Source organism: Pseudomonas sp. GW821-FHT01D09, assembly GCF_059422465.1.
On the sequence record NZ_JBWKWY010000012.1, the window covers coordinates 7723 to 21028 of the forward strand.

Below are 13306 nucleotides of genomic sequence, written 5' to 3' on the forward strand. Positions count from 1 at the left end.
GGGAGCAGTCTGGTAGCTCGTCGGGCTCATAACCCGAAGGTCGTCGGTTCAAATCCGGCTCCCGCAACCAAACATCAAGAAAGGCTACTCGAAAGAGTGGCCTTTTTTGTGCGCGCAGGTTTTTGCCCTGCGGCCCCTGGCGATGTGCCGGTGGCGTGAAAAGTCGTTTTCAATCGAGCACTTAGGCTAATTGGCAGTTATTTTGCCCTTTATGTCATTAACGGTTGACACCTCGTCGTTGCACTGTAGAATGCCGCCCACAGACGCGGGATGGAGCAGTCTGGTAGCTCGTCGGGCTCATAACCCGAAGGTCGTCGGTTCAAATCCGGCTCCCGCAACCAAACATCAAAAAAGGCTACTCGAAAGAGTGGCCTTTTTTGTGTCTGAAGAAAAAGTTCTTTTGAAACAATGGCATGGCATCTTTCATGAAACCGCTCATGGGTTTCGGAGTCCATCCGTTTGCAGGCTATGCTCAAGTGTCGAGCCCATCTTTGCGCGACCAATAGATGCTGTCGCCGACCCTGGCGATCCGCGTTACTATTTGTAATTATTTTGTACATAGGGATTGGTAACTTGGCTGGATACCCCCATCCTGTCGCGCACAATCCACGAGGTGATTGATGCGCGCCAATTCGTCTGAACCACAAGACACCGTCACAGCCACTCAACCGATCGCCCCCACCCGCCTGCGCTGGCTGGATCTGTTGAGCAAGTATCGCCAACCCATTGGGCTGGCGGTCACCCTGCTGCTGTTTGCCATTGCCTTGATCGCCTGCCGTCACTTGCTGCTTGAGCTGGATCTGTACGCCCTCCACGACTCGATCCTGGAAGTGCCGAAGCCCTCCCTGCTGGGCGCCTTTGCCGCCGCGATCGCCGGCTTCATCATTCTATTGGGCTACGAATTTTCCGGCGCACGCTACGCCGGGGTAAAACTGCCGGCCAAGACCCTGGCCTACGGCGGCTTTACCGCGTTCGCCATTGGCAATGCGATTGGCCTGTCGATGCTGTCCGGCGGCTCGGTGCGCTACCGTCTCTATGCACGGCATGGCATCGGGGCCTCGGAAGTGGCCCATATGACCGTGTTTGCCAGCCTGGCCCTGGGTTGCGCCCTGCCGCCGCTCGCCGCCCTGGCGACCTTGAGCAACCTGCCGGCCGCCTCCAACGCCCTGCATCTGCCCGCCGCGCTGCTCGGTGGGATCGCGGGGGCGGTGCTGCTGCTCTCGACCGTGCTGTGCATCGGGATTTATCGCCGCCGCCTGCCAGAACAGCCCTACCCTGACAACCTGCTGGTCAGGGTCGGCCGCCGCACCTTGCGCCTGCCCGGGCGCCGCCTGACCTTCCTGCAACTGATCATCACCGCGCTGGACGTCGCCGCCGCTGCTACCGTTCTCTATCTGTTGCTGCCGGAAGCCCCGCCGTTTGGCCCGTTCCTGCTGGTGTACCTGCTGGCGCTCGCGGCGGGTGTGCTCAGCCATGTGCCTGGCGGGGTCGGTGTGTTCGAGGCGATCCTGCTGGCCGCGTTTGCCGACAAGCTCGGCGCCGCGCCGCTGGCCGCCGCCTTGCTGCTGTACCGCATGATTTACGTGGTGTTGCCGCTGTTGATCGCGTGCATCTTCCTGCTGATCAGCGAAGCCCAGCGTCTGTTCCAGACCCAACAGAGCCTGCGGGTGGCATCCGGCCTCGCGGCGCCGGTGTTGGCCGTGCTGGTTTTTTTGTCCGGGGTGGTGCTGCTGTTCTCCGGCGCCACCCCGGAAATCGACTCGCGCCTGGAAAACATCGGCTTCCTGATTCCCCACCGCCTGATTGACGCCTCGCACTTTGGCGCCAGCCTGATCGGCGTGCTGTGCCTGCTACTGGCCCAGGGCCTGCGTCGGCGCCTGTCGGCAGCCTGGATGCTGACCATGGTGCTATTGCTGGTAGGCGCCCTGCTCTCACTGCTCAAAGGCTTCGACTGGGAAGAAGCCAGCCTGATGACCACAACCGCCGTGCTGCTGGCGATCTTCCGGCGCTCGTTCTACCGCGCCAGCCGCCTGACCGAGCTGCCCTTCTCGCCGCTGTACCTGGTGGCCAGCGTCTGCGTGCTGGGTGCGTCGATCTGGCTGCTGCTGTTTGCCTATCAGGACGTGCCTTATAGCCATCAACTGTGGTGGCAGTTCACCCTCGACGCCAATGCCCCGCGTGGCCTGCGCTCGCTGCTGGGCGCCGCCATCCTGCTGGTGATTGTGTCGCTGACCTGGCTGTTGCGCACCGCCCGCCCGGTGATCCACCTGCCGACCGCCGATGAGCTAGAGCGCGCCACCAAGATCCTGATGGCTTCGTCGCAGCCCGATGGCGGCCTGGCCCTGACCGGCGACAAGGCCCTGCTGTTCCACCCCAACGACGAAGCCTTCCTGATGTACGCCCGGCGCGGCCGCAGCCTGGTGGCGCTGTACGACCCGATCGGCCCGACCCAGCCACGGGCCGAAATGATCTGGCAGTTCCGCGACCTGTGCGACATTCATCACGCCCGCCCGGTGTTCTACCAGGTACGCGCCGAGAACCTGCCCTTCTATATGGACATCGGCCTGACCGCGATCAAGCTGGGCGAAGAAGCCCGGGTCGATCTCAAGCGCTTTGACCTGGAAGCCAAGGGCAAAGAGATGAAGGATTTGCGTTACACCTGGAACCGCGGAACCCGGGACGGCCTGTCCCTGGAAATCTTCGAGCCGGGCCAGGCGCCGATGGCGGCATTGAAAGTCATTTCCGATGCCTGGCTGACCGGCAAGAACGTGCGGGAAAAGGGCTTCTCCCTGGGGCGTTTCAGCGACGAGTACCTCAAGCATTTTCGCATTGCGGTGATTCGCTTTGAGGGGCAGCCGGTGGCCTTCGCCAACCTGCTGGAGACCTACAGCCATGACCTGGCCAGCCTCGACCTGATGCGCGCGCACCCCGAGGCGCCAAAGCTGACCATGGAGTTCATGATGATCGGCTTGATCCAGCACTATAAGAGCCACAACTATGCACGCTTCAGCCTCGGCATGGTGCCGTTGTCGGGCCTGCAGCCACGCCGTGGCGCACCGCTGACCCAGCGCCTGGGCTCGATGGTGTTCCGCCGTGGCGAGCAACTGTATAACTTCCAAGGTTTGCGCCGCTTCAAAGACAAGTTCCAGCCTGACTGGGAACCTCGTTACATGGCCGTGCCCGCAGGACTTGATCCGCTGGTGGCACTGGCCGATACCGCCGCCCTGATCGCGGGCGGCTTGACTGGATTGGTGAAACGCTGATGATTCGACGCTCCTGGCGATATGTATTGGTAAGTCTGGTGGCGCTGGCCCTGATCCTGGGTGGCGGCTACTGGTACTGGAACCGCCCCGCTCCCCTGCCGACCCTGGAGCAACTGCCCCAGGCCGACGGTTCGACCCTGACCCGGGTGACCCCTGGCACCACGATCAAGGCCCGCGTAGCGGTCGCCGTGCTGGCCGACGCCAGCCTTACCGACAACCAGCTGATTGCCTTGAGCCGGGGCGGTAGTGCCCAGATCGTGCAAGTGATCCTACCCAAGGAAGACTGCAAACTGCAGGAACAAGCCCTGCAAGCGGCCCTGGGCCAGCTCAAGGGCCCGGCCACCCTGGTCAGCGGCATCGGCCCTGGCGCGGCACTGGCCTGGCGCTGGCTGGCAACGCAGAACGACGACAAGGCCAACGCCATCTCCGTAGGCTTTGCCCTGGTCCAGGAAGGCTGCAAGGACCCGCTGCCCAAGACCGCTGCGCACGGCAACTGGCTGGTGGCCTGGAACGATAACCCTGACGACGAAAGCGCCAGCTTCGTACGCGACACCCCGCGCGCCACCACCAGCATCAGCGACTACGACATCAACTACCCACAGGTGCTGAACAACGAACTGCGCAAGCAGCTGGTGGGTTCGGACAATGGCGGCCTGGCGATCCCAGTGGTCGAAGTGCCAGCCGGCCAGGCAAAGGACACCGTGACCCTGTTCCTCTCCGGCGACGGCGGCTGGCGCGACCTGGACCGCGACGTGGCCGGCGAGATGGCGAAGATCGGCTACCCGGTGGTAGGCATCGATACCCTGCGCTACTACTGGCAGCACAAAAGCCCGGAACAGAGCGCCAAGGACCTGACCGAGCTGATGCAGCACTATCGGCAGAAATGGGGCTCCAAGCGTTTTGTGCTGACCGGGTATTCGTTCGGCGCCGATGTATTGCCAGCCATCTATAACCGCCTGCCGGAAGCCGAGCAGCAGCGGGTAGACGCCATAATCCTGCTGGCCTTTGCCCGCACCGGCAGCTTCGAGATCGAAGTGGAAGGCTGGCTGGGCAATGCCGGCAAGGAAGCCGCCACCGGCCCGGAAATGGCCCGGCTGCCTGCCGCCAAGGTGGTGTGCATCTATGGCGAGGAAGAGGTGGACGAGAGCGGCTGTACCGACAAGAGCGCTGTGGGCCAAGCCATGAAGCTCCCGGGTGGCCATCACTTCGACGAGAACTATCCGGCGCTGGCCAAGCGCCTGGTAGAGATCATCGAGAAACGCCAGGCCAAGGCTGAGTAACGCCTGATGTAATCGGTCACCCATAAAAAAGCCCCCGCTGCCACCGGCAACGGGGGCTTTTTTGCAGGCCTCAGCGCACCGCTGCCGACGGCCCGGCAAGATCCCATACATCATCCTGCGCGTGGCTGGCCTCCCAGGCTCGCACCTTGCGCCGCGCCTCATCAAACAGGCGCACGTAGTTGCCATGGCTGATTTTTTCCGCAACATCAGGCGGCAGTCGACTGAACAGCGGCCGAATCAGCTCGGGAAGCGCCAGGTACTGTTCGACCGTGAGGCGCTGACCAGGCACCACCTTATCCGGCAGTTCCAGTGTGTTTTTGCTGAACATCACCGTATCGGAGCCCCATAACACCCGACTGCTGTATTGATTGAAAAAACCGATCCACTCATTGACCGGCGGCATGCCAGGCCCCGGGTGGATGATGCTCTCCTGGACCAGATCCCAGGAAATATCCACCACCCATGCCGGGCAGCTGTCCAGGATGCGGGCAACGGTCTTCAAGTGGCTGGACGTCGGCTTTACATAACGGCCCAGCCCGGTGTGCGCCCAGATCACCGAGGCCTGGGGCGCGGTGCTGCACAAATGCTTGAGAGCCGCCTCGTAGGTCCTGTCAGGGTAAATCGCTTCCACAGTGCCGTCGTAGTTAACTTCGGTCTGGTACAAGTCGTTGTGCAGCGTCACCACCAGGCCGGTCTCTTCGGCCACCTTCAGCAGGTCGGCCAGGGACTGCGCATACAGCGACATCGTGCCTTTCTTATCGAGGTCGGGGGGCAGCGGCACGGTGGCTGTGCTGCGGATGGTCTCGCCGGCGATCTTGCGTGACACCAGCTCCTTATGCACCGTGAACTCCCCAATACCGGCAAACGCCCCCGGGAAGGTCAGCAGCACCCGCTTGATGTGCTGGGCCCCATAGCGATCCATGGGGTTGAAGCCGGTAATCATAAGGTCCAGCCGGCCCTGCTCCGCCGGGGACAGCTGCAGGTACTCCCTGGCATACATCGCGTCCGCGAAGGCGTAGTAGTACAAGTCCGCCCTGGGGCCGATGTAGTAATTGGCGCCATACAAACGGCCGGAAGGGTCCGTCACCTGATAGTTTTCAAAACTGTCCCAGCGCTGCTGCAACGGCAGCGGCATCACCACCGAACGGACCACGCTGGCCGATAAATAATCCGACAACAATGACTTCAGTGAAATGCCCTGATAGGCGTAATTGGAAGGATGGAAGTGTGAGTCGGCGAACTGCAGTGCCTGGGGGACGACAGGCGGTGTCTCCATGGTGCTGGACGAACAACCTACGACTAAAAGCGTAATGCCTGACAGCAATCCTGAGAGTGCGCGTTTCATCTTTGGTTTTCCCTAACAGTGGATCCTCATGGGCCAGACGACAAACTTGGATAAAAAGACGTTAGCACACCCCCCGGGCTTTAAAAGGCAATGAGTCCGCCACAGATCGGCAGGCAAAAAAAAACCGCGATGGCACACAGCCCATCGCGGTTTTATGTTTAACAGGGCCTACATTTCTACCTGGGTCCCCAGCTCAATCACCCGGTTCACCGGCAGCTTGAAGAAACGCAGGTTGCCGTTGGCATTCTTGAGCATGAAAGCAAACAGCCCTTCGCGCCAGCGCGCCATGCCTTCGAGCTTGGAGGCGATGACCGTCTCGCGGCTGAGGAAGTAGGTGGTGCGCATGGGGCTGAAATCCAGGTCGTCCAAATGGCACAGCTTCAGCGCCTCGGGCACGTCTGGCTCATCGGTAAAGCCGAAGTGCAGGATCACCCGGAAGAAGCCGTCGCCATAGGAGTCCACCTCGAAGCGGCGCTGGGCCGGCACGCGCGGGATGTCTTCATAGACCACCGTCAGCAGCACCACCTGCTCGTGCAGCACCTGGTTATGCAACAGGTTATGCAGCAAGGCGTGGGGCACCGCGTCCGGGCGGGCAGTCAGGAACACCGCCGTGCCCTGCACGCGATGGGGCGGCTGCACGCGGATGCTGCCGATAAAGATCGGCAGCGGCAACCCGCCCTCGTCCAAGCGCTCGACCAGCAATTGCTTGCCACGCTTCCAGGTGGTCATCAGCACAAACAGCACGATCCCCGCCAATACCGGGAACGCACCGCCCTGCACCACCTTCGGCACGTTGGCCGCAAAGAACAGGCCATCCACCAGCAAAAAGCCCAGCAACACCGGCACAGCCAGGACCGGCGGCCATTTCCACAGCAACAGCATCACGGCGGAGACAAGGATGGTGGTCATCAGCATGGTCCCGGTCACCGCCACCCCGTAAGCCGAGGCCAGGGCGCCCGAGGACTCGAAGCCCAGCACCAGCAGGATCACGCCGACCATCAGCGACCAGTTCACCGCGCCAATATAGATCTGGCCCTGCTCGGCGCTGGAGGTGTGCTGGATATGCATGCGCGGGATGTAGCCGAGCTGGATCGCCTGGCGCGTCAACGAGAACGCACCGGAAATCACCGCCTGGGAAGCAATCACCGTGGCCAGGGTGGACAAGCCCACCAGGGGCAGCAGCGCCCAGCTTGGCGCCAGCAGATAGAACGGGTTGCGCGCGGCCTCGGGGTCGCCCAGCAGTATCGCACCCTGGCCGAAATAGTTGAGCACCAGGGCCGGCAGCACCAGGATAAACCAGGCGCGGGCAATGGGTTTGCGGCCGAAATGCCCCATGTCGGCATACAACGCCTCGGCCCCGGTCAAGGCCAGCACCACGGCGCCGAGGATCGCCACGCCGATGCCCGGATGGACCATGAAGAAGCGCACGCCCCACACCGGGTTCATCGCATTAAGCACTTCGGGGTGCTGGACGATGCCATAGATACCCAGGCCGCCCAGCACTAAAAACCAGGTGACCATCACCGGCCCGAACAGCTTGCCGATGCGATCGGTGCCATGCTTCTGGATCAGGAACAAAGCCACCAGCACCACCAGCGACACAGGCACAACCCAATGCTCCAGGCCGTCGAACGCCAACTCCAGGCCCTCGATGGCCGACAACACGGAAATCGCCGGGGTGATCATGCTGTCGCCATAGAACAGCGCCGCGCCACACAGCCCGCACACCACCAGGAAACTGCGCAGCCGCGGGTGATTGCCTGCCGCCCGTCGGGCCAGCGCCGTCAGGGCCATGATGCCGCCCTCGCCCTGGTTGTCGGCGCGCAGCACAAACAGCATGTACTTGATGGACACCACCCAGATCAGCGACCAGAAAATCAGCGCCAGAATCCCCAGCACCCCGTCATGATTGACCTGCACCCCGTAGCTGCCGGAAAACACCTCTTTAAGGGTGTAGAGCGGGCTGGTGCCGATATCGCCGTAGACCACCCCGACTGCCGCCACCAACATGCCGATTGGCTTTGCGCTGGAATGCCCTGCACTTGCCGCCTGACTATTTGCCTGACCCATCAACCACTCCTGCCCTTTTGACCTGAGGTCTTATATAAACCGCACAGCTATACACTTAAGCCCGACGCTAAGCTATACACAGCATGTGCCGCTGTACTTTTAGTAACAGATTATTTGTTGACTGCTGGCTTAGCCCCAGTGCAACTGGCGCGAAGCATAGCGCAGCACTCGTCGTATTTCCCTGCATAAAGCTGGTCAAGCGCGTTTCCCGTCGCTAGAATTGCGCACTTTTTGATCAGAGGCACATCAAGTGCCCATCCGCTGCCCTGTCGTACCCGACTGGCGGCGTCATTCAATACCGAGGTTAGACATGTCCACCACCATCGCAAAAGCCAACCCCAAGGTTGGCTTTGTTTCCCTGGGTTGCCCGAAGGCGCTCGTCGACTCCGAGCGCATCCTCACGCAACTGCGCATGGAAGGCTACGACGTCGTGTCCACCTACCAGGACGCCGACGTGGTGGTGGTCAACACCTGCGGCTTTATTGACTCGGCCAAGGCAGAGTCCCTGGAAGTGATCGGCGAAGCCATCAAGGAAAACGGCAAGGTCATCGTCACCGGCTGCATGGGTGTGGAAGAAGGCAATATCCGCAACGTGCACCCCAGCGTGCTGGCCGTGACCGGTCCGCAGCAGTACGAGCAGGTGGTCAACGCCGTGCACGACGTGGTGCCGCCGCGCCAGGACCACAACCCGCTGATCGACCTGGTGCCACCCCAGGGCATCAAGCTGACCCCGCGCCACTATGCGTACCTGAAGATTTCCGAAGGCTGCAACCACAGCTGCAGCTTCTGCATCATCCCGTCGATGCGCGGCAAGCTGGTCAGCCGCCCGGTGGGCGATGTACTGGACGAGGCCCAGCGCCTGGTCAAGTCCGGCGTCAAAGAGCTGCTGGTGATCTCCCAGGACACCAGCGCCTACGGTGTCGACGTGAAATACCGCACCGGCTTCTGGAACGGCGCGCCGGTGAAAACCCGCATGACCGAACTGTGCGAAGCCTTGAGCAGCCTGGGGGTGTGGGTGCGCCTGCACTACGTGTACCCGTACCCGCACGTTGACGAACTGATCCCCTTGATGGCCGCCGGCAAGATCCTGCCGTACCTGGACATCCCGTTCCAACACGCCAGCCCCAAAGTGCTCAAGGCCATGAAACGCCCGGCCTTTGAAGACAAGACCCTGGCACGCATCAAGAACTGGCGCCAGATCTGCCCCGAGCTGATCATCCGCTCGACCTTTATCGTCGGCTTCCCCGGCGAAACCGAAGAAGACTTCCAGTACCTGCTGGACTGGCTGACCGAAGCCCAGCTGGACCGCGTCGGCTGCTTCCAGTACTCGCCGGTGGAAGGCGCCCCGGCCAACCTGCTGGACCTGGCAGTGGTGCCGGATGACGTCAAGCAGGACCGCTGGGAGCGCTTCATGGCCCATCAACAGGCCATCAGCTCGGCCCGCCTGCAACTGCGCATCGGCAAGGAAATCGAAGTGCTGATCGACGAAGTGGACGAGCAAGGCGCGGTCGGCCGCTGCTTCTTCGACGCACCGGAAATCGACGGTAATGTATTTATCGACGATGCCAGCGGGCTCAAGCCTGGCGACAAAGTCTGGTGCACGGTCACCGACGCCGACGAGTACGACCTCTGGGCGCAAAAACGCGACTAAGCTGTAAAAAATTGAAAAAGCCCTGCTTCTGGACAAGATGCGGGGCTTTTTTAGGTCTATCGTTTGCCCCATCACCGCCAACAAGCAGCAAGGAGCAGCGGGCATGGGCCAGCACTCGGTTATCCACACCCCGAAAACCAGCGACTACCCGGAGCTGGCCCGGATCTGGGAGGCATCGGTGCGGGCCACCCATGACTTCTTGCCGGAAAGTTACATCCAGCGCCTGGGACACCTGGTGCTGACGCGCTACCTCGACGCGGTGATGCTGATCTGTACCAAGGACGCGCGCCAACGGATCACCGGGTTTGCCGGCGTCGCGGCAGGCAAGGTAGAGATGCTGTTCATCGACCCGCAACACCGGGGCCAGGGCCTGGGGCGGCAATTGCTGCACTATGCGGTTGCGTCGATGAATGCCGATGAACTGGACGTCAACGAACAAAACCCCCAGGCCCTGGGCTTCTACCTCAAGCAGGGTTTTGAAGTGATCGGGCGTACCGAGCATGACGGTATGGGGCAGCCCTACCCTTTGCTGCATATGCGTTTGCGCCAGGTCCAGCAAACACGCAGCGGCTGACCCTGTAGACGCTGGCTTGCCTGCGATACTGGCAACTTGGCGCATCAGCTATGCCGAGGTGATGCCATCGCAGGCAAGCCTGCTCCCACAAAAAGCCCCGGCACTGAAATGGGGCCGGGATTAACCGGCTCCAGGCAGGTACAATAGCGGCCCCCTTTTGTTACGGCCCTTGTCATGACTGACCCCATACGCCTCTCCAAACGCCTTATCGAACTGGTCGGTTGCTCCCGTCGGGAGGCCGAGCTGTTCATCGAAGGCGGCTGGGTCTCGGTGGATGGCGAAGTGATCGATGAGCCGCAGTTCAAGGTCACGACACAAAAAGTCGAACTTGATCCCGAGGCCAAGGCCACGGCTCCAGAGCCTGTGACTATCCTGTTTCATGCGCCGGCCGGCGTGGATGTCGACAGCGCGATGCAGTCCCTGAGCGCCGAGACCCTGTCCGAAGAACACCGCTTCAGCAAGCGCCCGCTCAAAGGCCACTTCCTGCGCCTGACCGCCAGCGCCGACCTGCAAGCCAAGGCCAGCGGCCTGTTGGTGTTTACCCAGGACTGGAAGATCCTGCGCAAGCTGACGGCCGACGCCGCCAAGATCGAGCAGGAATATGTGGTTGAAGTTGCAGGCGACGTGGCAGAGCACGGCCTGAACCGTCTCGCCCACGGCCTGATGTACAAAGGCAAGGAATTGCCTGCGGTCAAAGCCAGCTGGCAGAACGAGAACCGTCTGCGCTTTGCCCTGAAAAACCCGCAGCCCGGCGTCATCGCCCTGTTCTGCGAAGCCATTGGCTTGAAAGTTGTCGCCATTCGTCGCATCCGCATTGGCGGCGTGTCCATCGGCAAGGTGCCGGTCGGCCAATGGCGCTATATGTCCGGCAAAGAAAAGTTCTAAGCCGCCCTATCTCTCGACATCGCCCGCCCGGGCGATGTCTACAGTCGAAGACCAGGATTGCCCACCATGATTCACAACGACGTACTGCGCAGCGTGCGCTACATGCTCGACATCAGCGACAACAAGATGGTCGAGATCACCAAGCTCGGCGGCATGGACGTGACCAAGGAAGACCTGCTGACGTACCTCAAGAAAGATGAGGAAGAAGGCTTTGTGTTCTGCCCGGACGAGGTCATGGCGCATTTCCTCGATGGCCTGGTGATCTTCAAGCGCGGCAAGGACGAGAGCCGTCCACCGCAGCCGATCGAAACCCCGGTGACCAACAACATCATCCTCAAGAAGCTGCGCGTGGCCTTCGAGCTCAAGGAAGACGACATGCACGCCATCCTCAAGGCCGCCGAGTTCCCGGTATCCAAGCCTGAGTTGAGCGCGCTGTTCCGCAAGTTCGGCCACACCAACTACCGCACATGTGGCGACCAGTTGCTGCGCAATTTCCTCAAGGGCCTGACGCTGCGGGTTCGCGCGTAAGCCATGAGTTACAACGTCTCGCCCGTGGGCTTCGTACGCTCCTGCTTCAAGGAGAAGTTCGCCATCCCACGCCAGCCGCAACTGGCACCTGCCGCCCGGGGTGTGCTGGAACTGGTGGCGCCGTTCGACCAGGGTGAGGCCGTGCAGGGCCTGGAGCAGGTCAGCCATATATGGCTGCTGTTCCTGTTTCATCAGGCCCTGGAAGACAAGCCACGCCTGAAAGTGCGCCCGCCGCGCCTGGGCGGCAATACGTCCATGGGCGTATTCGCCACCCGCGCGACCCATCGCCCCAATGGCATTGGCCAGTCAGTGGTAAAGCTGGACAAGGTAGAACCGGGCCGGCTGTGGATTTCCGGGATCGACTTGCTCGATGGCACGCCGGTCTTGGATATCAAACCGTATGTGCCTTATGCCGATATCATCGACACGGCCACCAACAGCATCGCAAGCAGCGCGCCGCCGCTGATTCCCGTGCAATGGCTCAAGACCGCCCTGCACCAGGCCCACACCCACGCCCAGCGCCTGGGCGAGCCGCTGGTGGAGCTGATTGAGCAATGCCTGGCGCAGGATCCACGGCCGGCGTATCAGACGCCTGGGCCGGAGCGCGAATATGGTGTGCGGTTCTGGGATGTGGATGTGCACTGGCACTATCCAGAGGCTGGGGTGATTTGTGTGCTTGAAGTGGTTGCGGCTGGCTAAACCGGAAACCAAATGTGGGAGGGGGCTTGTGTGGGAGCTGGCTTGCCTGCGATGGCATCACCGTGATGTAGCTGATACACCGCGGTGCCTGTATCGCAGGCAAGCCAGCTCCCACACAAGCAGGCCCCCACATTTTTAGAGTCGTGCTTACTTCTCGACGAAGGCACGCTCGATCAGGTAATCACCCGGCTCACGCATGCGTGGCGAAACCTTCAGGCCGAAGCTGTTCAGCACTTCGCTGGTCTCGTCGAGCATGCTTGGGCTGCCACACAGCATGGCGCGGTCGTCTTCAGGATTGATCGGCGGCAGGCCGATATCGCTGAACAGTTTGCCACTGCGCATCAGGTCGGTGAGGCGGCCTTCGTTTTCAAACGGCTCGCGGGTCACGGTTGGGTAGTAGATCAACTTTTCACGCAGCGCCTCGCCGAAAAACTCGTTCTGCGGCAGGTGCTCGGTGATGAACTCGCGATAGGCGACTTCGTTGACGTAACGCACGCCGTGGCACAGGATCACTTTTTCAAAGCGCTCGTAGGTTTCCGGGTCCTGGATCACGCTCATGAAGGGGGCGAGGCCAGTGCCCGTGCTAAGCAGGTACAGGTGCTTGCCCGGCTTCAAATCGTCGAGCACCAGGGTGCCCGTCGGTTTTTTGCTGATGATGATCTCGTCGCCTTCCTTCAAATGCTGCAATTGGGAAGTCAGCGGGCCATCCGGGACCTTGATGCTGAAGAACTCCAGATGCTCTTCCCAGTTCGGGCTGGCAATGGAGTAAGCGCGCATGAGCGGGCGGCCGTTGGGCTGTTGCAGGCCGATCATCACGAACTGACCGTTCTCGAAGCGCAAGCCCGGGTCGCGGGTGCACTTGAAGCTGAACAGAGTGTCGTTCCAGTGATGAACACTGAGGACACGCTCGTGGTTCATGTTGCTCATGTACGGGGAACTCCTGGAAATGGGTCTACGCCAAAATGATAGGTGCGCAATTGCACAGTATTCTAATGGCGGCGACAATATCTG

At 61.4% G+C, this 13306-nt stretch carries 10 protein-coding genes and 1 tRNA gene; 8 read left to right on the top strand and 3 right to left on the bottom strand.

Annotation, left to right across the window (positions count from 1 at the left end; genetic code table 11):
* Nucleotides 1-264 precede the first annotated feature (264 nt).
* The 3 genes from AC07W7_RS13250 to AC07W7_RS13260 all read left to right on the top strand — a co-directional run bounded on the left by AC07W7_RS13250 (nucleotide 265) and on the right by AC07W7_RS13260 (nucleotide 4543).
* A tRNA-Met gene (locus tag AC07W7_RS13250) sits at nucleotides 265-341 on the top strand.
* Nucleotides 342-620: 279 nt separating this feature from the next.
* Complete coding sequence (mprF, locus tag AC07W7_RS13255) at nucleotides 621-3263, top strand: bifunctional lysylphosphatidylglycerol flippase/synthetase MprF (protein ID WP_076961835.1); 2643 nt, start codon at nucleotides 621-623, stop codon at nucleotides 3261-3263.
* On the top strand, nucleotides 3263-4543 hold the full coding sequence (locus AC07W7_RS13260; RefSeq protein WP_099167804.1) for a virulence factor family protein: 1281 nt from the start codon (nucleotides 3263-3265) through the stop codon (nucleotides 4541-4543). Before mprF ends, AC07W7_RS13260 begins: the two co-directional genes overlap by 1 nt.
* Before the next feature lie 70 nt (nucleotides 4544-4613).
* Here the strand turns inward: AC07W7_RS13260 and AC07W7_RS13265 are convergent, their stop codons facing one another.
* Together AC07W7_RS13265 and AC07W7_RS13270 are read right to left on the bottom strand one after the other, a co-directional pair.
* A complete protein-coding gene (locus tag AC07W7_RS13265; RefSeq protein ID WP_076961833.1) occupies nucleotides 4614-5819 on the bottom strand; it encodes an amidohydrolase family protein in 1206 nt (401 codons plus the stop codon).
* A 237-nt stretch (nucleotides 5820-6056) separates the two neighbouring features.
* Nucleotides 6057-7958 (bottom strand): potassium transporter Kup, encoded by a 1902-nt coding sequence (locus AC07W7_RS13270; RefSeq protein ID WP_076961832.1) that lies wholly within the window; start codon nucleotides 7956-7958, stop codon nucleotides 6057-6059.
* Nucleotides 7959-8268: 310 nt separating this feature from the next.
* Here AC07W7_RS13270 and rimO point away from each other — a divergent pair, with 310 nt between their 5' ends.
* The 5 genes from rimO to tsaA all read left to right on the top strand — a co-directional run bounded on the left by rimO (nucleotide 8269) and on the right by tsaA (nucleotide 12295).
* Nucleotides 8269-9609, top strand: a complete 1341-nt coding sequence (rimO, locus tag AC07W7_RS13275) for a 30S ribosomal protein S12 methylthiotransferase RimO (RefSeq protein ID WP_076961824.1) — start codon at nucleotides 8269-8271, stop codon at nucleotides 9607-9609.
* Between the two features lie 103 nt (nucleotides 9610-9712).
* Nucleotides 9713-10183, top strand: a complete 471-nt coding sequence (locus tag AC07W7_RS13280) for a GNAT family N-acetyltransferase (RefSeq protein ID WP_099167801.1) — start codon at nucleotides 9713-9715, stop codon at nucleotides 10181-10183.
* A 174-nt stretch (nucleotides 10184-10357) separates the two neighbouring features.
* A complete protein-coding gene (locus AC07W7_RS13285; RefSeq protein WP_076961822.1) occupies nucleotides 10358-11068 on the top strand; it encodes an rRNA pseudouridine synthase in 711 nt (236 codons plus the stop codon).
* A gap of 66 nt (nucleotides 11069-11134) precedes the next feature.
* Nucleotides 11135-11596, top strand: coding sequence for a YehS family protein (locus AC07W7_RS13290; RefSeq protein WP_076961821.1), 462 nt, complete (start codon nucleotides 11135-11137; stop codon nucleotides 11594-11596).
* 3 nt (nucleotides 11597-11599) lie between these two features.
* Nucleotides 11600-12295 carry a tRNA (N6-threonylcarbamoyladenosine(37)-N6)-methyltransferase TrmO gene (gene tsaA, locus AC07W7_RS13295; protein WP_169864462.1) on the top strand — a complete coding sequence of 232 codons (696 nt, stop codon included), beginning with the start codon at nucleotides 11600-11602 and terminating at the stop codon, nucleotides 12293-12295.
* A 147-nt stretch (nucleotides 12296-12442) separates the two neighbouring features.
* Here the strand turns inward: tsaA and fpr are convergent, their stop codons facing one another.
* Nucleotides 12443-13222 carry a ferredoxin-NADP reductase gene (gene fpr, locus AC07W7_RS13300; protein ID WP_003172178.1) on the bottom strand — a complete coding sequence of 260 codons (780 nt, stop codon included), beginning with the start codon at nucleotides 13220-13222 and terminating at the stop codon, nucleotides 12443-12445.
* Nucleotides 13223-13306 lie beyond the last annotated feature (84 nt).

Coding starts and splice junctions, on each gene's coding strand:
- mprF (WP_076961835.1), top strand. CDS start 621: ATGCGCGCCAATTCGTCTGAACCACAAGACACCGTCACAGCCACTCAA.
- AC07W7_RS13260 (WP_099167804.1), top strand. CDS start 3,263: ATGATTCGACGCTCCTGGCGATATGTATTGGTAAGTCTGGTGGCGCTG.
- AC07W7_RS13265 (WP_076961833.1), bottom strand. CDS start 5,819: ATGGAGACACCGCCTGTCGTCCCCCAGGCACTGCAGTTCGCCGACTCA.
- AC07W7_RS13270 (WP_076961832.1), bottom strand. CDS start 7,958: ATGGGTCAGGCAAATAGTCAGGCGGCAAGTGCAGGGCATTCCAGCGCA.
- rimO (WP_076961824.1), top strand. CDS start 8,269: ATGTCCACCACCATCGCAAAAGCCAACCCCAAGGTTGGCTTTGTTTCC.
- AC07W7_RS13280 (WP_099167801.1), top strand. CDS start 9,713: ATGGGCCAGCACTCGGTTATCCACACCCCGAAAACCAGCGACTACCCG.
- AC07W7_RS13285 (WP_076961822.1), top strand. CDS start 10,358: ATGACTGACCCCATACGCCTCTCCAAACGCCTTATCGAACTGGTCGGT.
- AC07W7_RS13290 (WP_076961821.1), top strand. CDS start 11,135: ATGATTCACAACGACGTACTGCGCAGCGTGCGCTACATGCTCGACATC.
- tsaA (WP_169864462.1), top strand. CDS start 11,600: ATGAGTTACAACGTCTCGCCCGTGGGCTTCGTACGCTCCTGCTTCAAG.
- fpr (WP_003172178.1), bottom strand. CDS start 13,222: ATGAGCAACATGAACCACGAGCGTGTCCTCAGTGTTCATCACTGGAAC.